27 protein-coding genes and 1 pseudogene are annotated in these 25,452 nt (G+C 41.3%); 3 read left to right on the forward strand and 25 right to left on the reverse strand.

Going from position 1 to position 25,452, the window contains the following annotated elements; translation table 11 throughout:
* Positions 1-37: 37 nt before the first annotated feature.
* The 5 genes from B5E64_RS14170 to B5E64_RS14190 all read right to left on the reverse strand — a co-directional run bounded on the left by B5E64_RS14170 (position 38) and on the right by B5E64_RS14190 (position 2,908).
* Positions 38-601, reverse strand: a complete 564-nt coding sequence (locus B5E64_RS14170) for a DUF2815 family protein (protein WP_087169111.1) — start codon at positions 599-601, stop codon at positions 38-40.
* Positions 602-615: 14 nt separating this feature from the next.
* Positions 616-1,737 carry a DUF2800 domain-containing protein gene (locus B5E64_RS14175; RefSeq protein WP_087169112.1) on the reverse strand — a complete coding sequence of 374 codons (1,122 nt, stop codon included), beginning with the start codon at positions 1,735-1,737 and terminating at the stop codon, positions 616-618.
* Positions 1,737-2,045, reverse strand: coding sequence for a DNA ligase (locus tag B5E64_RS14180; protein ID WP_087169113.1), 309 nt, complete (start codon positions 2,043-2,045; stop codon positions 1,737-1,739). The genes B5E64_RS14175 and B5E64_RS14180 overlap by 1 nt, the downstream gene beginning before the upstream one ends.
* Positions 2,033-2,248: a hypothetical protein gene (locus tag B5E64_RS14185; protein WP_087169114.1), complete on the reverse strand. Its 216-nt coding sequence runs from the start codon at positions 2,246-2,248 to the stop codon at positions 2,033-2,035. The genes B5E64_RS14180 and B5E64_RS14185 overlap by 13 nt, the downstream gene beginning before the upstream one ends.
* Positions 2,249-2,341: 93 nt before the next feature.
* Positions 2,342-2,908: a sigma factor-like helix-turn-helix DNA-binding protein gene (locus B5E64_RS14190; RefSeq protein ID WP_087169115.1), complete on the reverse strand. Its 567-nt coding sequence runs from the start codon at positions 2,906-2,908 to the stop codon at positions 2,342-2,344.
* Between the two features lie 55 nt (positions 2,909-2,963).
* Here B5E64_RS14190 and B5E64_RS17885 point away from each other — a divergent pair, with 55 nt between their 5' ends.
* Positions 2,964-3,239 (forward strand): hypothetical protein, encoded by a 276-nt coding sequence (locus B5E64_RS17885; RefSeq protein WP_140398865.1) that lies wholly within the window; start codon positions 2,964-2,966, stop codon positions 3,237-3,239.
* Between the two features lie 473 nt (positions 3,240-3,712).
* Here the strand turns inward: B5E64_RS17885 and B5E64_RS18665 are convergent, their stop codons facing one another.
* The gene (locus B5E64_RS18665; RefSeq protein WP_275532821.1) at positions 3,713-3,835 is read right to left on the reverse strand and encodes a hypothetical protein; all 123 of its coding nucleotides are present in this window, start codon (positions 3,833-3,835) and stop codon (positions 3,713-3,715) included.
* 412 nt (positions 3,836-4,247) lie between these two features.
* Between B5E64_RS18665 and B5E64_RS14195 the strand changes: the two genes are divergently transcribed.
* Complete coding sequence (locus tag B5E64_RS14195) at positions 4,248-4,994, forward strand: helix-turn-helix transcriptional regulator (protein ID WP_087169116.1); 747 nt, start codon at positions 4,248-4,250, stop codon at positions 4,992-4,994.
* Positions 4,995-5,056: 62 nt separating this feature from the next.
* Here the strand turns inward: B5E64_RS14195 and B5E64_RS18670 are convergent, their stop codons facing one another.
* The 19 genes from B5E64_RS18670 to B5E64_RS14285 all read right to left on the reverse strand — a co-directional run bounded on the left by B5E64_RS18670 (position 5,057) and on the right by B5E64_RS14285 (position 24,971).
* A complete protein-coding gene (locus B5E64_RS18670) occupies positions 5,057-5,191 on the reverse strand; it encodes a hypothetical protein (protein WP_275532822.1) in 135 nt (44 codons plus the stop codon).
* A 179-nt stretch (positions 5,192-5,370) separates the two neighbouring features.
* Positions 5,371-7,143, reverse strand: a complete 1,773-nt coding sequence (locus B5E64_RS14200; protein WP_087169117.1) for an AAA family ATPase — start codon at positions 7,141-7,143, stop codon at positions 5,371-5,373.
* Entirely contained in the window at positions 7,131-7,586 is a 456-nt protein-coding gene (locus B5E64_RS14205) for an ABC-three component system middle component 2 (RefSeq protein WP_087169118.1), read from the reverse strand. The genes B5E64_RS14200 and B5E64_RS14205 overlap by 13 nt, the downstream gene beginning before the upstream one ends.
* The gene (locus B5E64_RS14210; protein ID WP_087169119.1) at positions 7,573-8,589 is read right to left on the reverse strand and encodes an ABC-three component system protein; all 1,017 of its coding nucleotides are present in this window, start codon (positions 8,587-8,589) and stop codon (positions 7,573-7,575) included. Before B5E64_RS14210 ends, B5E64_RS14205 begins: the two co-directional genes overlap by 14 nt.
* Positions 8,590-8,633: 44 nt before the next feature.
* Positions 8,634-10,655 carry an AlwI family type II restriction endonuclease gene (locus B5E64_RS14215; protein ID WP_087169120.1) on the reverse strand — a complete coding sequence of 674 codons (2,022 nt, stop codon included), beginning with the start codon at positions 10,653-10,655 and terminating at the stop codon, positions 8,634-8,636.
* 11 nt (positions 10,656-10,666) lie between these two features.
* Positions 10,667-12,535, reverse strand: a complete 1,869-nt coding sequence (locus tag B5E64_RS14220; RefSeq protein WP_087169121.1) for a Dam family site-specific DNA-(adenine-N6)-methyltransferase — start codon at positions 12,533-12,535, stop codon at positions 10,667-10,669.
* Complete coding sequence (locus B5E64_RS14225) at positions 12,522-12,749, reverse strand: helix-turn-helix transcriptional regulator (protein WP_087169122.1); 228 nt, start codon at positions 12,747-12,749, stop codon at positions 12,522-12,524. The genes B5E64_RS14220 and B5E64_RS14225 overlap by 14 nt, the downstream gene beginning before the upstream one ends.
* Positions 12,750-12,936: 187 nt before the next feature.
* Entirely contained in the window at positions 12,937-13,209 is a 273-nt protein-coding gene (locus tag B5E64_RS14230; protein ID WP_087169123.1) for a hypothetical protein, read from the reverse strand.
* Positions 13,199-14,167, reverse strand: a complete 969-nt coding sequence (locus B5E64_RS14235) for a ParB N-terminal domain-containing protein (RefSeq protein WP_087169124.1) — start codon at positions 14,165-14,167, stop codon at positions 13,199-13,201. Before B5E64_RS14235 ends, B5E64_RS14230 begins: the two co-directional genes overlap by 11 nt.
* The gene (locus B5E64_RS14240; RefSeq protein WP_087169125.1) at positions 14,157-14,933 is read right to left on the reverse strand and encodes a ParA family protein; all 777 of its coding nucleotides are present in this window, start codon (positions 14,931-14,933) and stop codon (positions 14,157-14,159) included. The genes B5E64_RS14235 and B5E64_RS14240 overlap by 11 nt, the downstream gene beginning before the upstream one ends.
* 4 nt (positions 14,934-14,937) lie before the next feature.
* Complete coding sequence (locus B5E64_RS14245) at positions 14,938-15,270, reverse strand: SymE family type I addiction module toxin (protein ID WP_087169126.1); 333 nt, start codon at positions 15,268-15,270, stop codon at positions 14,938-14,940.
* Between the two features lie 275 nt (positions 15,271-15,545).
* On the reverse strand, positions 15,546-16,643 hold the full coding sequence (locus tag B5E64_RS14250; RefSeq protein ID WP_087169127.1) for a DEAD/DEAH box helicase family protein: 1,098 nt from the start codon (positions 16,641-16,643) through the stop codon (positions 15,546-15,548).
* Positions 16,644-16,705: 62 nt separating this feature from the next.
* A complete protein-coding gene (locus B5E64_RS14255) occupies positions 16,706-17,152 on the reverse strand; it encodes a hypothetical protein (protein ID WP_140398866.1) in 447 nt (148 codons plus the stop codon).
* A gap of 61 nt (positions 17,153-17,213) precedes the next feature.
* On the reverse strand, positions 17,214-18,041 hold the full coding sequence (locus B5E64_RS14260) for a hypothetical protein (protein ID WP_087169129.1): 828 nt from the start codon (positions 18,039-18,041) through the stop codon (positions 17,214-17,216).
* Positions 18,042-18,059: 18 nt separating this feature from the next.
* Entirely contained in the window at positions 18,060-18,653 is a 594-nt protein-coding gene (locus B5E64_RS14265; RefSeq protein ID WP_087169130.1) for a class I SAM-dependent methyltransferase, read from the reverse strand.
* 1 nt (position 18,654) lies between these two features.
* Positions 18,655-19,758: an HNH endonuclease domain-containing protein gene (locus B5E64_RS14270; protein WP_009249911.1), complete on the reverse strand. Its 1,104-nt coding sequence runs from the start codon at positions 19,756-19,758 to the stop codon at positions 18,655-18,657.
* A 1-nt stretch (position 19,759) separates the two neighbouring features.
* A complete protein-coding gene (locus B5E64_RS14275) occupies positions 19,760-20,098 on the reverse strand; it encodes a nucleotide pyrophosphohydrolase (protein WP_009249912.1) in 339 nt (112 codons plus the stop codon).
* The gene (locus B5E64_RS14280; protein ID WP_087169131.1) at positions 20,095-21,987 is read right to left on the reverse strand and encodes a DUF2075 domain-containing protein; all 1,893 of its coding nucleotides are present in this window, start codon (positions 21,985-21,987) and stop codon (positions 20,095-20,097) included. The genes B5E64_RS14275 and B5E64_RS14280 overlap by 4 nt, the downstream gene beginning before the upstream one ends.
* A gap of 389 nt (positions 21,988-22,376) precedes the next feature.
* Positions 22,377-24,971, reverse strand: coding sequence for a DEAD/DEAH box helicase family protein (locus B5E64_RS14285; RefSeq protein WP_087169132.1), 2,595 nt, complete (start codon positions 24,969-24,971; stop codon positions 22,377-22,379).
* Between the two features lie 159 nt (positions 24,972-25,130).
* On the opposite strand from B5E64_RS14285, the pseudogene B5E64_RS18215 reads away from it, so the two are divergent.
* A pseudogene (locus tag B5E64_RS18215) lies at positions 25,131-25,452 on the forward strand (transposase); the annotation flags it as partial.

Below are 25,452 nucleotides of genomic sequence, written 5' to 3' on the forward strand. Positions count from 1 at the left end.
ACCGGCACCCGTCTTCCCAAATATGATCATCCTGTTCTTAGGAAAGGAAATCTTCCTCATCCGCTTCCGCGAAATCATCCTCCGCCCTGCTCTTGCCGCCAAGGGGTTCGCCGTCCCGGATCTTCTGCAGGTTGTTCAGGCCGCAGGCAATCCCTTTGTTCCCGTTGCTGTTGAAAGCGTAGAAATTGATGCTCGCCCTGCCGTACACCCCGGAATACACCTCGGAACGCTCCAGGATCGGGTTCCTGTCCGCATCCACGATTCCCGGCGCTGTGCCGCTGTTGGCGTTCACGAAATAAGAATTGGCGTAGGCCTCGTCATCCGGCCTTTCCGCGTCGCCGTCACGCAGAGGCGTCTTCAGCGCGGAAAGCGCCGGTATGGACCTGCCGTTTCCTTTCAGCTTGCTCTGCCCTTCCTCGTAGGCTGCCTGAATCGCCGCCCGGATCTTTTCCAGCGTTTTCGTGTCAGACTTCGGGATGATCAGCGACACGGAATATTTCGGCGCGCCTCCATTGATGGATTTCGGTTCCCATGCGTTGACATAGCTCCATCTGGTGTTGATTCCGGTAATTACTTTTGTTGGGTTATTGAACTTAGACATACTGTTTTTCCTCCTTAATTTTCACTGAAATCTTCATATGCTGTATTGAGCGCCGGCCTCTTATCGGAATCCGGCACCAGCGCTGGCTTGCCCTGCGGCTTTACGATAAACGGGCCAAGCACTTCCTCAAACTTCTTTTTCCCCATAAGGGCGGTCATGGCGGTAATGCCGAGAAGTTTTTTCTCGTAAGGATCATATCCCGCGGATTCCGCCGCTGAAATAACTGCGGCCTCATCACTGTATTTCCGGTTCGACCTGCCTTCCACGACTTTGAACCCTTCATAACGCGTTCCGGACAGGGCCTGCTGCAGGGCGTATTCCTTGATATCCGCCGCCCAGGATACCAGTTCATCGATCTTCGGAAGGATTGCCGCGATCTCGGTCTCTTCCAAAATGGCGGGCATCTCAAAGTCATACCTCGCAAGTTCCAGGTTATATTCCGCCCTCTTGCGGCACGCTGCTTTCACTTTGCAGAACCGGCAGTGTTCCCCTGCCTTGAACTCTCCCTTGCCCTCATAGGCCAGAGCCGCCGTTGGCTTTAAGACCTCCTCCGCCCAGGTGAGCAACTCTTCTTTTGTCATGACGCAGGTGCTGACATTCTCACGCCGGGGCTGGAAGATGGTCATACGGACCTCTTGGATGTCATACAGGCCGTCAAACAATTCCAGGGCGCCCAATGCATAGCACATCATCTGCGGGTTCTTCTCCGCGGATACGAGTACGCCCACCCCATGTTTATAGTCAATGACCTGCAGCGTCTCATCCGCCACGATCACACAGTCGCCGGTACCGAAACCGTCCTCCACCCATCGGGAAAAATCCAGTCTCTGCTCGATCAGCACCTGCGGATCCGGGCAATGCTTCTTTGCCGCCTCGATCTGCTCATTGACATAAGAACAATAGCTTTCTGCGCAGTCCCGCATCTCCTGGTCGTAATACGTAAGGTTTTCGGTCGGATCCGTCACATCCTTGCCCAGTGACTTTTCCACCAGATAAGCGCAGAGTTCATGGCAGTCGGTACCCTGCTGCGCGTAAGGGCTGGATCTGTCTTCCTGCTCTGCGCACAGTTTTGCCGAAGGCGGGCATTCCAGCCATCTGTGGCTGGATGATGCCGATAAAAATGCGTGCTTTCCCATTATCCCAGCACCTCCGCTTCCGCCATCACCGCCGCGTATTCCCCTTTATCCAGCGCGGACAGCTTGTCCGCCCCGTGCGCTTCAAGGATCTTCCTGATCTCCGCGGTATGCCCTGCCCTGGACTTCTCCGCCAGGAATGCCCTTACCTCAGTAAAGGTATATTCCTTTGCCGACTCTGTGGGAGCTTCTGTCTTCTTCTTCCCTGTCTCAGAAAAAATCTCTGCCAGTTCATCGGCAATGTTCACCAGGCTTTCCCCGCACTTCTTCAATTCCTGAACCAGCAGGTTCAGTTCATTCATCTTTGACATGTTTTTGCTCCTCCTTCCTCAACTTCACGGATGTCTACAGATTCCACCGTCTGCCCCGGCGACAGGAGATATACCTGCGTAAACTCCCCGAACAGGAACTTGAGCAGCCTTGCCGGGAGCTTCACGTCCGCGCCCTTCAGCACGTTTTCCCTGCGCCCGCCGGAATCCGAGACGTTAATGACAATCCTATGTTTGACCGCCATTCTTTCCTCACCTCTCTTTCTGCAGGAAGCTGTCTTCCTTACATGTCACAGGCAAGAAAAAAGGGAGAGATTTTACCCTCTCCCGAAAAAACTTTAAAAATATTTCTTAATGCATTCGATCGCCTTATCATAATGGACCTTGGCCACCTTCACACTCACTCCCATGATCTTCGCCGCCTCTGTCCTGGAGTATCCTTCCAGGCCGATCAGCTGGTAAGCCTGTCTCTGCCGATCCGTCATTTTAGTTGCCGCAATCTTGCGAAGCTTCAGCACCTCATCCGGCACATCCTCATCAAATGGATCATAACTGGCCCCGGCAAGCACGCTGCTCTTGTCCAGTTCCCCGTCATCCGTATCTCCGGCTATGTAATCCAGGGAAAGGTTCCAGTTCATATCAAACTTCTCTCCCGGATGCGCTTCTTCCCATTCCTTCTTCTCTGCCTTCTGCTCCGGCGCCAGTTTGGGATGCCCGTTTTTGACGTTATTAGCCACCTCGTTATCATCCATCCGGTGCAGATCCCGGATCCACACTTCAGTCACGCCGCCCTCGCCCGGTCTGACCACGTTATAAGATCTCCTGTAACCGCCTCGCCCGTCCGGAACATCCACCGGATACCTGTAAACACCTCTCTGATCCTGTCTCGTTTTTTTGACTCTCATAATTGCCTCCGTTCTGGCCTGGAGGCAGCGAGAGCAGGGTACCCGGTATGGACTTATGACCAAAGTACCCGAAACCAACAAAAATGCGCAGGAAAACAAGGGTACTTACACCCGTGTTCCGTCAGTTGTCTGTCTCACAACTGCTTTCCACGGTATGTCGTATCCTGCCTCACTGCGCACATGCGGCCGATATGATTTTTTTCTGAGTATTTTGAGATACTCATCAGAACCGGAATCCAGAGATACCGGTTTTGATCAATACCTCAATTTTTGTTATCAGCCGGATTTTCAAGACTTTTCCGGCATGTCTATTTACTTATTCTCTTTTTAAAAATGAAATTGTCCCGTTTTTGTAAATCGCATAAAAAAAGAGCCTGACAAAATACAGATGTCTTTTCACATCTATACTTCGTCAGGCTCTGGTCGCTATGATTGCTCATACGCCGATTCGCTCAGTACGAACCTTTTTTCTGTGGAAGCTGACCGCAATGACCGATTTGCAGATAGGACATTTAATTTTAATTATGCCCTCTACTGCCTCCGGGTCCGCGTCAAACAGCCTTTTATTTTTACAACATGGACAAGCCACATGCACTTCCTGCATTTCTTTTCGCCTCCCGCAAGAGGCCAGCCAAAAGGGAATGTCAAACTGACCGTTGGTGATTTTTTTATTTTCCTCTGCACTGTTTGCCGTGACTTAAATCCTATGGTAGCGATAAATATAGTATATCGAACATACGTTCTGATGTCAACTAATTTTGCTTACACAAGAAAACCCTGGCGAAGTTTTTATTCTGTTGAAATTTACGTCGAACTTTTATACCAATTTCTTTTATTCCGCAGGTAATGTTCCAGACTGTCATTCGCAGTTACATCCGATCCGCAGAAGTTGTCTCTCTCACTTGTCGGTGTTTTTCTGAATAACATCTTTTGCCTCCGTTTCTGGCCTGGAGACAGTGAGACAAGACACCGACAGGCTTATCCCCCGACATACCCATGATGCAAAAAGAACACAGTAAACTATGGGTACATCCATATCGCTTTTCGCTGCTACCGTGCCGGCAACTGTCTGGAATGCAATATGTTCGTATCCTGTCCACTGCGCATCATGGGCCGATATGAAATTTGTAAATAGCTATTTGGATATCCGCAGATACCCATCAGAACCTTCATCTGCGGATGAGGACTCTGATCTGTATCCACCGTTCTACTAGTATAGGTATGAGATATCCGTGTTTTCCGATTTTTCCATGTTCTTATTGCTATATAAGGTTAGCCGATTTATAATAAATACTGTTATATGTTTAAACTATGATTTTTGAATGGAGTATAAAGTTTTATGAATAAAACTATATTCTCTCAAAGACTGCAGGAGTGCCGCCGACGCAAATATTCAAGTCAACAGGCCTTTGCCGATGCCTATATGGAACGCTTCGGAATGATCCGTCAGGGAAAGAAGAAGATTGACAATAATATGTTTGGAACAATTCAGTCATGGGAACAAGGCAAGTCCACTCCGACTGCAGATGTACTTGCAAACATCTGTAAACTACTTGATTGCGATGCCGATTATCTTCTTGGCCGCATCGGACAGCGGACTCATGACATAACTGACGCTCACCGTTATACAGGCCTATCTACCGCAGCTTTGGAGCAACTACATGAATACCGGATGGATCTCTCAACAGAACCTAATTGGGAAGAAATCCGTAAACTTGAAGAGAACTGGTCTTCTCACAAATATTACCGAGCTTATGCCCTCTACCTTATTGATGAACTTCTCACTGGCAGTAAAACTCACAAGCTCTCCATCGGTATCCTCGACAGGCTGTTCCAAATGATCTATGAGGAAGGCATTGGCGTTAACAAAGAAGACTATGAAAACGATAACGAATATGAGGATGAAAAGACCGATAACAGGGAATTATGGGCCGTCCAGACCCGTGAACAGATTGATATCATTACTTATCTGATCACAAACAATATCCGCGATATCCTCTATGAAAACACCGTCGATGAAAAGCTTCCGGATGCCCTTAGAATTGACACATCCAAAAGCACTTGCTTTTTCTCCGTTTACGACTAACAACATGAGGGGGACAGGCAGGCCGATCAGTTAAGATCTGTCTCTGCCTGTCTTTTGATGGTCTATTTCTTCTTTCTTGTCTTTGCCTGAGACAAAGCACTTCCGGCAACCGACTTTACATTTTTGCCGTAGCGACCATCTTTCAGAATCTTGCCTGCCTTACTTGCGACCGACTTTGAAGTCTGGCGTTTGTTCATGCCATTCTACCTCCTTTCCTTAATTCTGGCTCTATTCTAAAACAGAGTCCCCCGTGTTGTATTTTCTGAGATGTTGGTAGATGTTGGATAATGTTGGATGGACCAACATCAAAAAAGGCATAAAAAAAGAGCCTGGGGATTGCTCCTCAGACTCTCTCTCTAAAATCGGACACACTCTTTTATTTTACACCTTTCAATAAGCCATATCTGCTACCGTCTTCCTCTTGTGTGAAATGAATCATATTAACGCCAGTGTAATCAATCTTCGGAAGTTCATTCTCAATTACGATAGTCTGGTGTCCGCTCTGATGACTAACCAGATACTTAAACAATGATGCCTGCATCCCATCTGATGCCTTAACTGATACACGCTCTTTCAAGGTTAGTATTGGCGAATCCAACACTATAATATCAGATTTGTATTTACCATACTGTTCCAGATAATTCTGCAATGATAATATCATGATAACATTTACAAATGCACGATACCCTTCACCGAATGTCTTCTTCGGATGACCATTCACACTGACATCAAAAGCACTCTTGGAGAAAACAGATATATCAAACTTATCATAGTGACATTCCCTGAACAGATTATCGATGATTTTATCCCATCTCTCCATAATCTCATCCGTATAATGTGCATCGACATCAAACTTTAATTCCAGACCATCTTCCGCCTCATACTTTTTGAGTTCTTTTTTCATCTCCTGTTCCATATCGGAAAGAACCTGCTCTTCCTTGGAATACTCAACCGCCAGCTTATATTCAAGCAGATGATCCTGAAGCTCTGATATCCGTGGACGCATCTGCGATTTGATTTTCTGATCAAGAGTATCCTTTTCCGCCACTGCTTCTTCCCTGTGTTTTTCAAGGCTCTTAATAGCTGAATCTATTTCATCTTGAGCATCCTGAAGATCACTGATTTTCGGAACCAGCTTTTCTACCTCGGCTTTTGCAGGTTCTACATATGATTTTCTCTTCGCCTCATCAACACTGTTACCACAATATGGACAGTTTACCGGCTTCTTTATCTTTTCACCCTCAATGTCGCCTTCAGCAATAAAGGTTAATCTCCGAATGTCGGATCTGTACTGACTCCGAAGCGCCTTATATCTGTTCTTAAGAGCCTTACTCTCCGCCAGCTGCTCATCAATATCTATGATTTCATTTGCCAGTTCCCGGCTTTTTATAATAGCCGCGTTCATTTGCTTTTCGGCTGAATCAATTTCCTTAAGAACATCTCCAATCTTTTTCTGAAGCTCATCCATCGTAAGACCTTTATAACCATCTTTCAACGTCTGCTTTCTCGTAACAAGCGTAGAAATTCTGGTATTAATAAATGTCTCTACTGCTTTTCGTCGTTCCTTAGCCTTCGCCTTCTCTTTTGGATTCTGATCTTTCAGAAAATTATCTCCCAGCATCAGAAACAAAATCGCAGCTTTTGTTTTAGGCCATTTAGAATACTGTGACGGCATCAGAATACTTTCTGTCTTAGAGATTGTATCCTCGTCAACAAGAAACATGTGCCACAACGATGAGAAGTTTAATCTTTCTGATGTGAAATCATTCTTTTTTATGATTTGTGTAGGCTCATCAATACCCATAAGCGAAAGCCACAAATCTCCGATTCTTTTCTTTCCAGAGGACAGGGTATAATCACCGTTTTCGATGCCGTCAATATTTCCAGAAACATTTATTTTTTCTTCATCAAGCCGTCTAACCAATGTCAAAGGCTTGCCATCAACATCAAGAATCATATGTATAGTATTAAATCCGAAAGTATCATCAATTTCGGAATCCTTCTTTCCGTACATAAACTTAATGCATTTGGTTATATAACTCTTTCCAGTTTCTGACGGTCCATAAATAATATTCAGTCCCGGAGTCAGATCAACTCCTGAGGTCTCAACACCGTTTCCCGTCAGGAATATTTTCTTTATGTAGTACATACCTTTATCCTCCGTGCTGACTCTATTGCTTTTTTATCTATTTCGGAACGGATTTCCTTTTCCGAATAATTAAAATACTTCGCGAATGCTTTCCTTGCAACACCCCGATATTCTATGGAATATGCACTCTTCATAGCATTTGTGTACTGTAATCCAGCCGCAGATATCTTATAGCTGAAGCCATCTTTAGTAACAACCGTTACCAACCCATCAACGACCAACTGCTTCAAAGCTATCCAGCAAAGCTCCTGTCTGCTGGCAAATTCTCCATACTTGAACTTGTTATCACCGTGCAGATTTTCTTCACCAACACCAAAATCTGCACTGTAAATTGTGATAAAATCATAGTCCACAATTTCTTCCCTGGACAGCGCTCTCTTCGTCTGTGATAACAGTAGGAGGACTCGAAGCTGCATTTCAAAATCCGAATTAAATATTTTCATCGTCCACCCACCTTATTTGTTTATCATTCACAAGCATATGACATATCCCCTGCTTCTCGCCAGGCCCCATCCAGTTTAAAAGCATATCATCAATCGCCTTTGAAAATGGTGTGCCCCCTGCTCTTTCAATCACGGCACAAAGCCTCTTGTATCCGTTGTCATACGGGCTGTCACATGTTTGAATTATATAGTCAAAGACTTCACCTTTTGCCTTATCAAAGCACTCTGCTTCTTTCAGCTTCAGCATATCTTTCGATGCTTCAAGGATTGTTTCCGCCATATAGTAAAATCGCCGCTGCCGATCAAAATCCCTTGAAAACCGTGCATATCCTGGCGCCGATAAGTCCTCACGAACCATCTCCTTAACCTTTGCAGCATCAGCATATGCAGACAGAAGCTCTGTTGCATAGGTCAATTCATGTTCAGCCAGTTCTTTCGGTGGTGTCATAGGATCCGGCTTCTTGTACCGCTGTTTCATTAAGTTTTCAAATTCCTCAATATCAGCGGTCTCCGCCAGCGGCTTTGTTTTTTTCTTTTTAACCGGTCTTAAGAACAGGCCATTTTCATTCTTGATAGCCAGAAGAAAACTTACTGATAAAAACCCAGCGGTCTTACCATCATAATATAATTTTTCAAGTTTCTTCCTCGTTGTCTTCTGGATGTTTTTATCATCTTTGATCAGTTCCATGATTCCATCAAGAACATCCTGTTCCTTATCCGAATAGATTTCAGGAACAACATTATCCTCAAAATACTGCTTAATACCCCTGACAACTGCGGAATTATCTGCTCCATCCCGTATTCCCTGCGGAATACTCTGAGCGCCATGATACCAGTCCCTAGCTTCTGTTCTGGATATCTTATATGGCTTGCCCCATCTATTTTTTACAGAAGGATATGTGACGATAGAATTCAACAAAAGAACTGCCATAGGATGCATACCATTCCTACGAAGTCCAATCTCCATCTTATGAACATATGATGAATAATTCAAAATACCCATCAAGCGTCACTTCCTTTACTGTAATTTATAAAATGTGAATCCTGCTATGCCAAACTGTAATATCCCTTTTCAAAGGACTCAGCATCAGCTGGTATAATTTGCGGATCCATGTCGTCTTCAAAGGCTACAAGTATATAATCCTCTTTGACACCTACTACACAGCCAATACGATTTTTTACTGTATCTTTTATATGCGAACCAAAATAGATTCCATAAGGAAAATCATGCTTTAATTTTGAAGTGCCATATGGCACCGTATCTTCCGCAACCATCATGACATCCTTGGATGTATCAAGGTCGTATAAATCATCGGTATCAATCCGCATACCACCCGTACTATGAAGCGTTGCAATTTTTTGTGCATAAATCCCTACTCGAACAGCAGTATCAATATGAGACTTCCACGCTGGCGCTTCCATCACATCACGCTTACTTAAACAGTATTCTATCAATTCCACAAGTTTTTCTGGTCTCGCTTGGTTGGTTTTAAACATCCTCTCAAAAAACACCTGAAACTGCGATAGTGAGATTGGAACAATATTAAGCCTTTGCCGTTCATCACCTTTTGCGTACCACACACCATGTCGAAATGTCTCGGCAGTATTAGTATCAATTCTTATAGCAATAAACATCCCATATACCGGTTTTGAATACGCAAGAACCGCATCTGATACATGTCGTCGTACCGGCTCTCCCTCCATCGCTTCCTGACGAGAAGATGTTGACATTGTAACCTCTGTAAGAATTGTGAACTTCTCAAATTCACAGTATAAATCGCCCTTACCGCCACCTGCTGCGGAAACCGGCATAAAATCAGAATCCAAACGGAAGCCTCTTACTTCATATGGTTTATTAACCAAATGGCCTATAGCAAGCGTAGCCCTCCACAATGTCCATTCAAGATATGCCGGCGTTTCATCCTTCGGCACTTCAATGACATTATCATCATCATATTCCTTCTTACCACCACCTTTGATAAGAAGAGACATATAATCTGATATTTCCTGCCACCTGTTTTTCTGATCGGCTGCATAATTGATCTCATCAGTCTGAGCCATTATATCTTCTAACCGTCTTCTTGCAATGTTCACCTCCGCCGGTGTATTTAATGGCAAGTCTGAAATATCAAAAATAATATTCCGTTCCTTCATCTGTTTCATCAGATCAGAAAGCACCTTTTTTGCCACATCAATATTATCTGTCGGAAGTGGAGCCCCTGTAGTAAGGCTTTTGAACACATCTAACATAGGTTCGGTACTTGCTGTTGTCTTTGCAAGAGCCTCTGCAATGATGTGCTTTGATGGGACTATGATAAGTCCTCTGCCTTTTCTCTGAAGTACACCTGAAATCCTCAGATATCGCATATTCATATCGCAATAATCAAGAAAGTTATCGCTCTTCTTATCGTAATGCTTACCGCGTTCGTTTATTTCTTTTCTATCAAACGGCCTTTTTGCAGGAGCTTTTTTTCTTCTCTCCCTAAGATCAAGTATATGATCTACAACTTCATTAATGTCATAACTCGGATTCGTCGTATGCCCCCAAAGTCCAAACTCAATTCGTGAAAATTCAGATGAACCGGTTCTCTTTTCAAGTTCTAGCATGATTGCCAGTATCCACCTAAACGGCGAAAAATGTGCACTCCCATCCGGTAGCCAGTATTGTTCAACCGCAAGTGAACGCAGAAAACATTCCTGCATTGCCGGGATAGTATCAGCTTTGATGAATGATCTTCCAAACGGAGTAATATCATCCATCTTACCTAATTCATCCTGTTCAAAGCCATTTTGTTTCTTTGCCTGTCCATAAATGAAGCCATAGCGTTCAAACATCAAGCGCCATTTTCTTGCATGACTACCCGAAAGATCTTTACCGCTTTCGTTTTTTATAATGCCCTTATCATCAAGGAACTTCATAAAGCCCATCTCATTTTCATTTCCATGAAGATTGCCCACATACGGCGACTGTGAAAACGCAATAAATCCTTCCTGAATACGCATTGGATTTCTGAGTCCAGTATTACCCGCCAACCATATGTTTATCACTTCGTTTTCGTCTATCCTCATAACCTACCACCTCAAAATCCTACGAAAATATATTCCTGAACCGCATTCCTATGTGACTTGGCATCCTTCTGGTTTCCGAAAAAATATTTATAATCAATCGGAACAACCTCTACATGAGCCTTGTATCTCTCCATGATCTCTACCATTTCTTCCTTGGTCGGCTGACTGTTTGACGAATATGATACTATTAAAATACTATCTCTGTATTTTTCAAAAAGGCTATCAAACGCAGCCTCAGCCCCATTCCTCGATGAGAACGGAGTAGGATATGACTTGAATTTCTTTGTCTTTGTATGGTCTTGGAACTCAACACCTTTCCAATCCCTTGCCAGACCTTCAACAAAATGATATCTGCGCACATACTCGTTATCTGAAAGCGGCGAATAATATGGCGGATCAATATATACCAAATCCGGTTTCTCTCCTGGAACACTCATCGCATCTCCCCATATAGAAACATTTTTGCATCCATTATCAAATATAGCACTGTTTACAGCTTCAACATTTTCAAGGAATTGCTGCTCCATTGAAATCTGCAAATCACGCCTGCCATCATTATATTTTTCTCCCATACCAACATAAGTAAACAAACCTCTCGGTCTCTTTTTGGTACAGGCACGAATGAGAGCAGTCATAGCAATCGCACGTTTATACTCGTCATCCATGTTCCATATATTCGTTCGGAGAATATCGATAAGCCTGTTATCATCATCTGTAAAATACAACCCCTTAAAACGATTCTCCACAAAATGATCTGGTTCTATTTTCTTTATCAGCAATTCTTTAGCTTCTTCCAGCGGAAGAAGCACAGAATTATTCTCAATCATTGCCTTCGTAAAGGTAGCTGACATAGCCATATAATCATTACTGATCACTTTCTTCCCCAAGGTTTTGAACATATATCCAACAATCCCAGAGCCAGAAAATAAATCAAGCACGGATTCATATTCAAAATTACCAGCCACAGCCATAATTTCTGAAAGCAACTTACTCTTAGAGCCCATATATCTTGTAGCCGGATATTGTTTGATCTGCTCGGGGAGAACCACATCACTCATAACAACTTTTCTTGTATCGGGAAAAGCCGTCACTATGACATCCTCCCCTGTTCTTGCGTTGCCCTTTGAGGATATTGCTCTCTTAGTTGCAACAACATCAATCTGAAAATCACCATATAATTCATGCACAAGAGGATGATTTGAATTAGTCAGAATCACATAGCATCCAAGTTTCTGTAAACGCTTGACCTCTTTTGCGAGGTTCCTCTGATCCTCTTCATAAAACTGTTCTTTGGTATATCTCTTAAAATCCCCCCACTCTGTCACTGGAATATATGGTGGATCAAGAAATATAAAATCACCTGGCTGTGCGTATTCATGAAGCACATCAAGATAATCTCCACAAACGATCTGCGCATTTTTAAATATTCCGGATGCAGTGTGCAGTAATTCCTCATCACAAATCGTTGGATTTTTATAGCGACCATATGGTGTGTTAAACTGTCCTTTTTTGTTTACTCTATAAAGGCCGTTGAAACAGGTCTTATTCAAATAAATGGTACGTGCTGCAGCTTCCTCTGGCGGCAATGTAGTCCAATCTAAATCCCTGACTTCATAGAACATTTCTTTTGTATTCTCATAAGTTTTCAGCTTTTCTATAACTTTATCAACAGAATCTGCGACCTGTCTATACAAGTTAATGAGTTCAGGGTTACTATCAGCAATCACAGCATTTTCTGGTTGAAATGCAAGATACAATGCACCGCCTCCAAAAAACGGTTCAATATACTTTCCTGAATAATCAGGGATACGAGGAAGTAATTCTTTTAGGAGCTGACTTTTACCGCCTGCCCATTTCATAATTGGTTTACAACGCTCCATTGTTATCGTCCTCCTCAAAGGTCATCTCCATAATGTCATCCAGCTTGCAATCAAGAGCTTTACATATTTTCGCAAGCGTATCCGTCGTAACATTATCACCATGAACAAGCTTATTCATAGTGTAATGGCTTATTTGCGCTTTTTCTTCAAGGTCTTTCTTTTTCCAGTCTTTATCTATCAAAAGCTTCCACAGTTTTTTATAGCTTATTTCCATCATTGCACCTCAATACAGATCATCTACCTACTTCGCTATAATAAGTAGTATACCACAATTCTGCAAAAGCATCAAACAAAAGTTATTTTTGAAAAACATTCGTTTGATCTAAAAAACTCAAATTTCACATTAACCTTCTATTTATACCCAAACAAAGGGCCCATATAAACTATGAGCCCATAATAGTTTATCGTTTTCTCCCATTCATCTGCCACCTGTCATGCCCTTGGATGCTCCGTACCGCCTGCCACAGCGTATCCGCCCTGCCATGCTGATGATACGGATGTGATGCCTTATGCTTATGAAAGATAATACAGCTGCCTTTCCCCGGATACTCCGGGTTATGGATATACCAGTAATGCCCCGTATTCCGGGACATTACCGTTACATCATATTCATCCACCGCAATGACGGCAAAATATTTCCTATCCAGGCTTTTCAATTCTTCTTTACTGAACAATATCCGGCGCCTCCTTTCGGAACCACGCTTCCAGTGCCTTTTCCACAATATCTGCCGCCTCCGCCGTCTTCCGATCCGCAAAATACTTTTGGTACACTGCTGTCGGCAGCTTAATGTTGACCATCTCTTTTTTCTTCTGCCTGTCCGCCGAATCCACTATTTCCTGGATACTCTTCTGCGTAATATTTCCAGACTCCGCCCTGATCGCCGCCGCATTCTTCGGATTCAGCTTCACCTTATCCTCTGACACTGCCGCCGCCACAGCCTTCTGCTCTTTCTCCGATAAATAAGACAGATCCACAGCCGCCACCAGGGACAGTGCGCCATTATCCAGTTCCTCTTTAAATTCAGGGATCAGCTTATCCACCCTCATATATCTTGCGATATTTCTTCCCGTCATGCCGTACTCGTTTCCCAGTTCATCCCGGCTCCTGGACTTGTGGACATCATGTCCACAAGTTCCTTCCTGTCCATTCAGAGCCGCAATCTCCTGAAGGATGTCATTCCGCTTGCCCTGACTGCTGATCTTTTCATACCGTACCGCCAGGACAGCCGCTTTTTCTGACGGAAGCAGTTCCGAAAAAGATCTCTGGATCATATTAGTTTCAATTACATAGACAATCGCGTCTTCATCTGACAGGTTCTCTTTCACAATGGCAGGGATTTTATCAATCCCCGCCAACATCGCAGCCCTCTGCCGGTTATGGCCGGAGAGCATCTCATACCCGTCTTCCTGTTTCCGAACAATCACCGGGTTCAAAACACCATGCTCCCGAATGCTCTGGACCATGTCTTCCAGCCGCGCTCCTTCATACATCCGAAAAGGATGGCCATGAAACGGCTTGACCGCATCCAGCGGCAGGTACTGGAGACCGTTTCCGAACTCCGTCTTTGCTTCATCTGCCGTCATCATATCTACAGCATCAAATATTTTTCTTTTCGGTGCGTTAGCTTTCATATGCGATCACCTCCTCTGCCAGCTGCTCATAAGCTCTGCACACCTTACTCTCCGGTGCATACTCGATCAGCGGCTCGCTATAATAAACAGATTCCCCAACCTTCACCGTGTTCGGAATCTTACTGCCGAAGATACGAATCTGTCCCTGGAAGGTTTCCGCCACCTGCTCCGTGATTGTCTTACACAGGATTGTCCTGGCATCGCACATCGTAAGCAGGATTCCTGCTACCTCTAATTTCGCGTTAAGACGGCTCTTAATCTTCTTCACTGTTTTAAGGAAATCCTGCAGTCCCATCATCGCCAGCAGCTGCGGATTCACGGTTACAATTACCTCATCCGCCGCTGCCATAGCATTTATATTCAGCACCCCCAAAGACGGACAAGTATCAATCAGGATATAATCATAATCATTTTTCAGCGGTTTTAAAACCGCTGCCAGCATCCTCTCTGATCCCATCTCCAGTCTCAGTTTCGCCTCTGCCGCAGAAAGACCGATGGATGACGGGATAAAATATACGCCTTTTCTTTCCCGGATATAAGTATCCTGTTCTGGAAATTCTTCATCCTCAATCGCAGCAAGCAGCAGATCTCCGATCGTCACATCAGCATCTTCCGCCCCAAAGCAGGTGGTCAGATTGGCCTGTGGATCAAAATCCACAGCCAGTACCTTCTTGCCGCATTTCCGCAGGGAGTATGCCAGGTTGAACGCAGTCACAGATTTACCGACACCGCCCTTCATTGCTCCAATCATAATGATTTTTCCCATTCTTTCACGCCTCCTTTTTCTCATCATCGCCATACTGCTTCATTCTTTCTGCTACGAACTGGGCATGCAGCTTTTTCTTTTCTGATGCCAATCTCTTCTGCAAAAGCTTTGTCTCCTTCTCGATAAATGACTCCTCTGCCTCCTTCAGCGCCGTCCATTCCGCATCAGGAGTAATAACAATCCTGCCGTTCTCACAGCTGACAGAAATATATCCGCCGATATCAAACCCCAACTCCCTCAGCCACTGCCCTTTCAGCACGATTGCTGGCGTTGCTTTATAGTTGTAACCGCTTGTTTCATGAATCTTCATATTTCTGTATGCCTTACTTTTCTTCATCAAATTTCCTCCATTGATTGTCTGATCATGGATACCCTTCCGGCATCCAGCCGCTTTGAAAAGAAAAAGGACCTCAACCTGCCAGGGAGCATGGTTGCCCCGCAGATTAAAGTCCTATTTTGCTAAAATAGCATCACCCCGCCTTCATGAAGGCATCTCTCGTCCATTCGGGGCCTGGCACCCCTCCGCCTTCGCAGTGCAGGTATTTGATTGTAAATTCGGCGCCGTCCTCACATCTCAACCTTCCAGTAACAGGTCAAAAAAATAGGACTTGGTCAGGAAGCCTTTAAAATCGGTCTTCTTCTGACTTGTCCTATTATATCGTACTCATCCAGAATAATAACATCAAAGTCCTCTGGACTATAATGAGACCTAATTTCTTCTTTCGACATCATTTGCATAGTGGCAAATAAAAATTCTGCCCCCAACTCTCTGCTATTTCCTGATAAAAGTCCGTAAGTTCTTGATGATCCAAAAACTCTTTTATAACTTTTCAATGTCTGTTTGGCAATCTGCTCTCTGTGAACAATAAACAGAGCCCTTCTTGTCCCCATCTCCCGCAACATAAATGCGGAAGCCAGGGATTTTCCTGTCCCCGTACTACTTAAAAGAAGAGCTCTATCTATATGCTGTGCTCTCATTTCCATTACATTTTTCACAAAAGCGACCTGCATCTTGTTCGGCTTTAACCGATAATTTTCAAGCTCTACAACCTGCTCTGATACCGCCTGCTGCTTCTGCTTACGAATCATTTTTTCATTCAGATACTCTTGACGGTAAGCATCAATAAAATCTTCAAAAGCTAAGGAATGCTCATCCCGCCATAACTCATCGAATTCCTGTAAAACTGACTGCGTCAACTCACCCTGTTCTGTAGAGACAATTTTGGTATTCCACTCTTTGTTCTTTGTAATGGCACTGAGTGTCATATTGGAACTTCCGATAATAATCCGATAAATTTCTTCTTCACGAAAAATATATCCCTTTGTATGAAATCCGCCGGTTTCTGCACCAGTAACAAACATTTTCAATTCGATATTTTTTAATCCTGCCAGCTTTTCCAGGGCCTCTGGCTCACTGAACATAAGATAATTTGTCGTCAGGATTTTCCCCGGAATATTTCTTTGTTCCAGATCTTTTAAGGTCTGAAGAAGTGGCGTAATTCCGCTCTTGGTAATAAAAGCGACACTGATAAAAAATTCTTCACATCTTTGTAATTCTTCTTCAATTGAAACAAGAACTTTTTTCCCAAGCTTATAATTATTTGAAATAAATTCCGGTCGATATGCCAGATTAGAATTTATAGTATGATCCAGATATGCTGTCTGGATTCCTGTCTGCAATGTTGTTATTTTATCATTCTGTAACTGCATTACCAATAACCTCCCCGAGGTTTTATAGTTGTATATATTGTATCACAATTTACCTTTTCTCACTAATGGTAGAAATTTTGCTCCTGCATAGCTTGTTTTATCTCATTAATCAGTGTTTGTTCCAATGGAACATAATACAGCTCTATATCAAATTGCCTGATTGCCTCTGCCACAAATGAATTCCCGATCAACTGATTGTATTCCTTAAAATCGCAGACGGCAATCATTTTTCTATATCGTTCTCCATTATGACACTTTTCAAAAAGAAGCATTTTTAAAATATCGCCTTCTATTTTATGTAATTGCGCAGATTTTAATTTCCCAAGATGGGTATGAATCTCACCTATTATATGTTTTTCCTCTGAATAAAAATCGGGACAAATCCATATATTATTCTCCTTTGAAATCAGTATTCTTACATTACTCTGTAAATCATTACATTTTAACTTGCTTTTTAAATTTTCAAATATTATTTCTTCCGCTTCTCTTTGAACCTTTGAATCTGACAAGTACCTTTTCTCCATAAATCCCCCACTATACTTCTGTGTCACATCTCCAACAACAGATTGTCTAAAATAATGACTTCGCCCATTCTTCAGAAATCTGATTTTCTTTTAAGACAAGTTCCTGCCAGATCCCGGCATAATAAATACCTTCATTACTACCCTTCACAGAATTCTTTCGATTGCTTTCAATGTTATCAGTAGCATATGCTTTACAATATTTCCAGGTTGCTTTTGGTTTTCCCGGCATCGTCAGCACACGTTTTTTATCATACAAAAATGTGCCTGCCCCCGGCATTTCAGGAGCAAAGGAAAGTTGTTTGCTTGCTGTAAAAATCACATTATTCTTCTCTTCATAAATACGTTTGTCACAGGCGTGTGGATGCCAGAACAATTTCTTTTGCTCGTCAGGATCAGTGATAATGCCTCCAACCTGTAAATATCCCCATACGACCTGCAGCGGCATTCCCAGATAAGTATCCTCTGTTTTATCCGTTTTTCGAACATATTTATACTTTCCATGATTCTGCTTTATATGACGGAAATTACCAAAGAAAAGAAATAGATCTCCTTCAGAAATATGTTGATTCTTTAGATAAGTTGCAGCTTGATTAATCTGTCCAAAAGCCGGTGTCCACTCATGAATTAATTCCCGCCTTCTGTCTTTCACCAGATCGGGATCCAAATGGCAATGCTCTACTCCCCGATACCCAAGCGCATTCATAATTGTTTTCATGCAAATTCCATCACAAAACAATTCGTCATATCGAATGTTGTCCTTCTCCACATCTTTACTTGGGATAGGGAATGAAACCATTGTCCCATCTTCAAAAATAGGACTCATGATACCGCCATTCGTGCTGTCAAATCCTTTACGACTTAAAACTACTTTCATTGCCCTCACCTTTTATCATTAAGAGTTATTTCTTCTCAATCTTAAAACCACATTCAGCCACCGAAATCCCTGTCTCCCGCTTACATCTTCGCTATACCACAGCTTCTCCAGCTTCATTTGTTTATTTACCGTCAGGATTTTCTCTACCAGCTGTTCAGTAAACTCAAGGAAAAAACGTCCGTCCGCCACTTCTCCTGTGGAAATTCCACTTTTCCCGGAAGCATATACAATTCCATTGTCATTCAGATACATGTCGATCTTCCTAAAAAAACAAAGCACTTCTTCCTCTTGCAGATGAATCAATGACGCACACGCCCAGATTCCGTCGTACCGTTCCGTCGGCCGATAGTTTTGGATATCTGAACATATAATTTTTCCTGAGAAAACTTTCCGGATTTCTCTGCAGAGATTATTTGACGGTTCCAATGCAGTCACCTGATATCCCTGTTTCTGGAAATAGCATGCATCACGTCCGCTCCCGCTTCCCACATCCAGAATCTTGACACCATTTTTTAACAGGGGAAGGAATCTTTGATACTGTTTTGACATATCAGCGGAAAATGTTTCTGTCGCATAGCGTTCTGCATTTCTTTCATAATAGTTACACATCATCTTATGTCCTCAAGCTCCAACTGGAAAATCCCATACTTTTTGCCGATTGATAGACCGGAGACATAACCTCTTCCAAACGCCCGGAAAACTCCGTTTCCGTCAGACCTCTCTGATAAAGTTTATGCCTGATCTCCGGATTGTTCAAATGCTCCTTCGCACATTTGTCAAAAGCTTTATGTACTTCCGGATATTCCCACATCAATTCATAGGATAAATATTCCATTTTGCATAACATTGGGAAATACCTGTTCCAGTCTGGAAGACTGTTGCTTTTACTGCTGTTGATACTTCGAATGGTAGGCGTCAGATTCCACAATTCATCATGCGCCACATAGGACCAAGGTACAAAATGATCAATAGATATATTTTTTTCATTAAGCGGCTTATCCCCATAGATTTCGCAGACAGCTTTTATGGAAACAAGTATTTTCCAATATTTTTTCACCTTTTCCAGGTTCCGCTCTTTCGGTGCATAAAGCTTGTCCACGATTCCTGGAACGCTGGGGTTCCTTCTCTGAAGATACTGGATCAGATTCAATTCCACCCATCCCTGTATGATTTCATAATTACGGTCAATATAATCCGCCCATTCTTCCTGTATCTGGATTTGGGTATTCAGGCCACGGAATTGCAGGAAATAATACATCAGCCTTTGTTCCTGATTAATTCTTTCCGCAAGATTTTTTCCCGATCTCTTCCACTCTGTTCCTTTCATAGACTCCATAAAAGGAGCCTGTAAACGATAGGGAACATTGTAAGATAACGTCCGTTTCATGGCTAAAACTTCTTTATCTTTACATGTCTTCACATACTCCAGAACAACGTCTTTCTTCTCACAGGATTTCATATTACTGATCTCACCCAGCCGGTGAACCACCCGTTCCAGTGCATCATTAGGGCCAAGATTCAACCGGTACTCCAAAACCATATACCAGGCATCTGCGATCATTTCATCGATCAATGCTTCAAATGTAATTGTTTTCTGCCCTTCTTTTATTTTCCGTGCGATCGCCTGAAACCAGAATAATTTGTAACACTCGCTTTTGTTATCAAACAATCTGGAAAAATGGGCAATATCCAATATATCAGAATGTGGCAGCTGCATGTCATTCTCCCAACTCAGTATATTTTTCTTTATGTCCGTATGCTTTTTCTACCGGATATTTTTCTGCATTCCGCTTTACCTTTTCCTGAATGATTTCATCTAAGTCCAATCCGCAGGTATCTGCCATTAAAATACAGTAATTCAGTATATCCGCCAGTTCTTCCCTGACCTTGTCTTTTTTCTCCTCGCACCAGACATCATCTGCACTCCACTGAAAGACCTCCAGCAGTTCCGCCGCCTCCAGGCTAATCGATATAGCCAAATCTTTCGGGTTATGGAACTGTTTCCAGTTTCGATCATCTCTAAATTTTAATACCTGTTCTATCGTTTCCTTTGTCACTTTTTACCCTCACTCTTCCGTGTCTCCAGACATTTCTTCAGATAAGCTGCCAGCCTTTTATCTGTACAATATACATAGCAGCCTTTCATACCGCGTGTCATTAATGTCCGATATGTATTTTTTATAATTTCGTCCGCTTCTTTATTTGCCAGCTCCGGATTCTCTTTATACAGCTTTTTAATTCCCTTCAAAGACTGGTCTGTTCTGGCTCTTTTTGTAAAATCTGTAACGATCATCCCGTTTTCATACCGCATATCATCCCCAATGATGACTCCTACATAATCGAATTCCAATCCCTGAGAGGTATGTATACATCCTGCTTCATGAATGGAATCTTCGTCAATGGCAAACGTAGTCGTATTTTTCAGATTCCAGCTGATTTCAAAATCTCCAATTTTTATATCATGTACAGATGGATCATTGACTCCTTCTTTTTTCCAGTTCCAACAGTAACCAGCCAGAATTCTCGCTCTGTTATGCGAGGTACGATTTCTTTCGATAATCAGCTCCTGCATTTTTTCCGGCGAATCAAGAATTCGGATATCATAATCGATATCCTCCATATCAAAATTTGCCGTATCCCGAATTACCAGCGTATGATCCAACCAGGCAAGATATCCATCAGAACCGTTGCATCTGAACTGAGACACCAGTTCCATCTCTGTGACCTGAGCTTTTTCCTCCTCCGCCCATTTTCTGATCTCATCTACCCGTCCTATGTCCTGAAGTGTAACTCTTTGGCTTTCATCAATAAAAAATACGCTACATTTCGCTGCATGAATAATTTCTTTAATCTGGTTTTCTCCCATGTTATGGAACATTCCAGATTTCTCATTCAGGCGATGTGCTTCATCTACAAGGATCGTATCAATCATATTATTAGCGGTTTCTGTGTAAATACCTGAACCCTTGAACATATTATCGACACTGCTTTTCCTGATGCTTCCTTTTAACTTTTTCCGATACACATTTCTTGGTGCTGAATTTTTGGATACATACTGGCAAAACTGATTCTCTTTTGTTAATTCGGCCAGGAGATTTACCGCTACTACACTCTTACCTGTTCCCGGACCGCCCTTTACAATCACAACCCGCTTTTTATCATCTTGGACAGACTGTCTGGATTCATTCAGGATTTCTTCGTAAACAACCTTCTGTTCATCCAACATAATAAATTCACGGTTGCCTTTCAGCATTTTTGCAATAGAATCCTGGAGGCTTTTCGATGGTTTAATACGTCCCGAATCAATCTTGTAAATCAATTCCTTATTATCGCCAGTTCGTATACTCTTTTTAATGAAATCTCTCAGCTTTGTGACTTCCCCACGTGTAAATGCCGGTGCATCTTCCAGATAAACTTCATACTGTTCAGCATCAAGCGGATCCTGATTATGCCGCCTGTAATTGTGCAGATAAGCACACGGAAATATGGAAACCATTCCTTCCTGTACAGAAGCATTGTAATCACTGATCAACATGGCATATGACCACGCCTGATAGGAAGGATGAACTACTTGTCTCAAAGCATTTCCGGTATATGTCTGCACCAGACCATCCCGCCCCGGAATTGCCTCCAGCTCGTCCCATTGCTTCAGTTCAATCAAAACGACATTTGCATCTTCTTTTTTCCCATAACCGGATATCAGAAAATCAACTCGCTTGGATGTCTGTGGAATATTGTACTCGATAGCAATTCCTGCATCAGATGGAATATCCTGATCATTCAATACTTTATACATATATTCCATGGAATTTTCCCACGCACGGAATTCATTCTTCGCTGTATGGCGATGCATTCTTTCATAAATATTGTTCTCTATTTCTACTGCAATTGTATCCTGCTCTACACTCGATAAAAAATTGTCTTTTGTTCCTTCATAAATTAGCATCTAGTCACCTCGGTACTAATATCATTTAGCCTTATCTTATTTTAACATATTCGATACATTTCTCTATATAAAATCTCTAATTTAAAAGTGAATTTTGATTCAATGTTCTGCACGGATCTGATGTGTTATTTTATCCTTCGATACATCTCCTAAAGAAATTATATATTTTTGAATTTATTATTTCATATGAACAAAAGTTTTTAATACTAGTAATTTACAATATACGAATGATATACTAGTAACACATAAGAAATTATTTAAGAAAATTTAGGGAAAGAGTGACACAAAATAAACCACTCTTTCCCTGTACTAATACCATCTATTCCCCACTAACTCCTTTTTAGTCATAATATTGAATAAAACTTTTTCTACACAAAATTATGTTTTCTTTATATGTCTCCCAATTTTTTTCTAGAAACAAATGATAAGTAATCCCTAGGAGTAATTTTTGATTGTATAAATTTTTGATGTATTGCTTCTCTCCACTCTTGTTGACCTTTATCAGTAAATGTCTTCCATACACTTCTGATAACAGTTAATGCTTTCGTCGCCCATGCAAAATACTCTTCTCTTTGAACATAATATATATCAGTAGCATATATACGAGCCTCTTTTTCTATTCCCTGAGAATTAGTGATAAAAATCGTGTAAATATTAGCATTATCCGATATTCTTTTTTCATTTTCCAAAATCCATGTTTTGTGCCTTCCTGCTTCGCTAACATGAGCTATTGGAACATCTTTTATCTGATCTTTCTCTTCATATATTTTGTCTTCAGAAACAATAAGATTATTCTCGTTAATTATCCAGTATGGGTCTGGGGCTCCCGACGATTCTGGATTTTCAGCAATATACCCTAACATTATTCCCAATTCTTTATGCCCTCTTTCAAATGTTTTTCCGTCTGTAGAATTTAGTGCCTCTAACACTTCATTAATTCTTTTTTCTAATTTAGGTAGCGTCGGTATAGAAGTAAAAATATCTTCTATACGTACAATACAATCAAAGAAAAAATCATTTATATCACTTTCTTCTCTTTTCAAAGAAAACAATTTGGAAGGTAGTTCTGATAGCCATCGTATACTAATATTGCCATTTAATGCATCCTGATAATATTCTATACTAGGTATTCTGTACTCCGATTCTCCTTTTTTAAAAAGATAGTAAGCCATACACCCTGTCATATAATTCCAAAAACATTTATATCCACTCAAAGCTGGAGCATCCAGCGTTGCAACAATATTACATGCATAGTCATATGCAACTTTATAGTCTTTTTTCCATATTGCATACTGAAACTTTAATTCTAAAATTGCTGATTCATATAATTTTTTATTAAGTTCCTGTTCAACTTTATCTTCTTCGTTCCAATATCCATTTCTTAATTCTACAATATACTCCTCTGCATTTAACCATTCTTCAGTTTTACTAAAGAAATCTTTAGCTTGAACTATCATATCGTCAATCGTTTCATATTCGACCGAATTTTCTAAACCAAACTGTATCTCAGCTCTTAACTCTGGAGGATATTGACTCATCTTTTTCTGTTTTGTCAAATCATTTTGAATAGTATCACCCATGACACAAACAATAGAATAATCACTAGGATTCCTGGAACACCTGCCCACTGCCTGAATTATCCTCGTTCGTATTCTTTCTGAGTATAATTTAGATGCTCCCATTCTAATAGCCAAAAATCTTTCTTGTAGATTAGTTACTTTGGGAAGATTCCAAATAAACAATAATCTACTTTCTTCATCAGAAAAATCTACACCATCAAATCTATTAGCCAGTATAACTGTTGCCTCATCAGCATTAATAAACTCTTGCTTAGAATTTTCTACACTTTGGGTTTCAAAAACCTGAACTTGAGCTAGATTATTTATGTAGAATTCTTTTATTTCATCGGCTGATAATATATCTGGAACAAGGAATACGCTTTTTTTACATAATTTTTGAAGCGATATGACAATTTCTCCATACTGTTCCTCACCCAATGATAAATCTGGAAAGACAAAAAATTTTCTCCCTAATCCTTTTTTATCCCAGTCATTTACGATTGGTAAACGACATATGTTTTCTAATCCAGTAATACGTTCTAACTCTCCACTCCTACCTAATGTTGCCGACATTAAAACCTTTTGCTTTACTTCTGCAAATGCTCTATGAGTCATGGTTGGTGCAATCCAAGGACGTATAAGTATTTTCCCATTTGCAAGATATATATTACATTCTTCCAAATTTTCGTATATTCTTCCAAATGCATAATAATTCGCTGTTCCTTCTTTTATGCCTTTTTGCAATATTGCTTGAAGTTCATCCATTTTATTTAACAATAAAGGCATCGGTAACATATTACACCAAGTTGTCACTTCAGGAATATATTCATCTTCTATCAAATAATTGTAATCCGTTTCACTGATTAACGATTTAAGTAATTCTGTCATTTCCCAAAACAGGCCATCTTCTTTATCAATTTGAACTGTCCAATTCGATATTATATAATCTTCACATGAATGAACATCATCCATTATTAAAACATCCACATCTTCAAAAAAAGAATGCACAGCAAAAAAAGAACTATATGTTGTAACACCAATAGTATCCGCCAAAAGAAAACTGCTTTTATCTTTTGTCAAATAATTTTTTTGTTTTCCGCAAAAAGCAATTGCTTTTAGTCCATATTTTGACTTTGCCTGTTCAACAACTTGATAAACTAATTGATTAGTCGGGCATAAAAAAAGAACTTTTTCTTTATTTTTTCTTCGTCTATATTCTCCAATCAATAGTCCGACTAATGTTTTTCCACTTCCTGTCGGCAATTCTAATGCTAATGCTTTTTTGTCTTTATTCTTCATATATGAGTCAAGCATAGCTGATTGATAATCTAATGGCCCCATAATCTTTTTTAATTTATTATCCTGATACATCTCTTGGGGTGAAGAATAAGAAAATATTTCTTTTTTATGTGTTTTGAATGCCATAAAACGCTCCTTTCAAATTTTTTACTAAAACTTCCCACACCAATACGGTGTGTTGAACCTTGAAAATTCAATATTTCAGCCAATAAAAAAGGCATAAACCTGTCCCGTTTGGTATAATGGAATTGACGAAAAACCATCTATACAAAGGAGATTTATGCCATGTCCAGTATACCACAAAACTATTGCGATGAGAACGAGTTAATTGATTGTGTTCAGAGATTTTTTTCCAGGCATCATGTCGGCAAGCTTCTCGCCAAATGCAATGGGATGAAAGAAAAAGGTGTTTCACCTGTTTCTCTGCTCCGCTACAAGCTCAGCAACATTTTTGTCGGAAGAAGCATGTATATGCAGCAACGAACTGGCTCTTTTAAGGAAGATTTTTCAAAGAACACTTTTTATCGGTTCCTAAATTCGGCAAAAACAAACTGGCTCCGTTTTACTTCTCTTCTGGCTGCTGATATCGTCAATAATGATCTCAAAG

Source organism: Drancourtella sp. An12, from assembly GCF_002160935.1.
In the GTDB taxonomy this organism is placed as follows: domain Bacteria; phylum Bacillota; class Clostridia; order Lachnospirales; family Lachnospiraceae; genus Sellimonas; species Sellimonas catena.

Excerpts from the sequence above, each read along its gene's own strand:
- B5E64_RS14170 (WP_087169111.1), bottom strand. The coding sequence starts at position 601 with ATGTCTAAGTTCAATAACCCAACAAAAGTAATTACCGGAATCAACACC.
- B5E64_RS14175 (WP_087169112.1), bottom strand. The coding sequence starts at position 1,737 with ATGGGAAAGCACGCATTTTTATCGGCATCATCCAGCCACAGATGGCTG.
- B5E64_RS14180 (WP_087169113.1), bottom strand. The coding sequence starts at position 2,045 with ATGTCAAAGATGAATGAACTGAACCTGCTGGTTCAGGAATTGAAGAAG.
- B5E64_RS14185 (WP_087169114.1), bottom strand. The coding sequence starts at position 2,248 with ATGGCGGTCAAACATAGGATTGTCATTAACGTCTCGGATTCCGGCGGG.
- B5E64_RS14190 (WP_087169115.1), bottom strand. The coding sequence starts at position 2,908 with ATGAGAGTCAAAAAAACGAGACAGGATCAGAGAGGTGTTTACAGGTAT.
- B5E64_RS17885 (WP_140398865.1), top strand. The coding sequence starts at position 2,964 with ATGACCAAAGTACCCGAAACCAACAAAAATGCGCAGGAAAACAAGGGT.
- B5E64_RS18665 (WP_275532821.1), bottom strand. The coding sequence starts at position 3,835 with ATGTTATTCAGAAAAACACCGACAAGTGAGAGAGACAACTTCTGCGGA.
- B5E64_RS14195 (WP_087169116.1), top strand. The coding sequence starts at position 4,248 with ATGAATAAAACTATATTCTCTCAAAGACTGCAGGAGTGCCGCCGACGC.
- B5E64_RS18670 (WP_275532822.1), bottom strand. The coding sequence starts at position 5,191 with ATGAACAAACGCCAGACTTCAAAGTCGGTCGCAAGTAAGGCAGGCAAG.
- B5E64_RS14200 (WP_087169117.1), bottom strand. The coding sequence starts at position 7,143 with ATGTACTACATAAAGAAAATATTCCTGACGGGAAACGGTGTTGAGACC.
- B5E64_RS14205 (WP_087169118.1), bottom strand. The coding sequence starts at position 7,586 with ATGAAAATATTTAATTCGGATTTTGAAATGCAGCTTCGAGTCCTCCTA.
- B5E64_RS14210 (WP_087169119.1), bottom strand. The coding sequence starts at position 8,589 with ATGGGTATTTTGAATTATTCATCATATGTTCATAAGATGGAGATTGGA.
- B5E64_RS14215 (WP_087169120.1), bottom strand. The coding sequence starts at position 10,655 with ATGAGGATAGACGAAAACGAAGTGATAAACATATGGTTGGCGGGTAAT.
- B5E64_RS14220 (WP_087169121.1), bottom strand. The coding sequence starts at position 12,535 with ATGGAGCGTTGTAAACCAATTATGAAATGGGCAGGCGGTAAAAGTCAG.
- B5E64_RS14225 (WP_087169122.1), bottom strand. The coding sequence starts at position 12,749 with ATGGAAATAAGCTATAAAAAACTGTGGAAGCTTTTGATAGATAAAGAC.
- B5E64_RS14235 (WP_087169124.1), bottom strand. The coding sequence starts at position 14,167 with ATGAAAGCTAACGCACCGAAAAGAAAAATATTTGATGCTGTAGATATG.
- B5E64_RS14240 (WP_087169125.1), bottom strand. The coding sequence starts at position 14,933 with ATGGGAAAAATCATTATGATTGGAGCAATGAAGGGCGGTGTCGGTAAA.
- B5E64_RS14245 (WP_087169126.1), bottom strand. The coding sequence starts at position 15,270 with ATGAAGAAAAGTAAGGCATACAGAAATATGAAGATTCATGAAACAAGC.
- B5E64_RS14250 (WP_087169127.1), bottom strand. The coding sequence starts at position 16,643 with ATGCAGTTACAGAATGATAAAATAACAACATTGCAGACAGGAATCCAG.
- B5E64_RS14260 (WP_087169129.1), bottom strand. The coding sequence starts at position 18,041 with ATGAAAGTAGTTTTAAGTCGTAAAGGATTTGACAGCACGAATGGCGGT.
- B5E64_RS14265 (WP_087169130.1), bottom strand. The coding sequence starts at position 18,653 with ATGATGTGTAACTATTATGAAAGAAATGCAGAACGCTATGCGACAGAA.
- B5E64_RS14270 (WP_009249911.1), bottom strand. The coding sequence starts at position 19,758 with ATGCAGCTGCCACATTCTGATATATTGGATATTGCCCATTTTTCCAGA.
- B5E64_RS14280 (WP_087169131.1), bottom strand. The coding sequence starts at position 21,987 with ATGCTAATTTATGAAGGAACAAAAGACAATTTTTTATCGAGTGTAGAG.
- B5E64_RS14285 (WP_087169132.1), bottom strand. The coding sequence starts at position 24,971 with ATGGCATTCAAAACACATAAAAAAGAAATATTTTCTTATTCTTCACCC.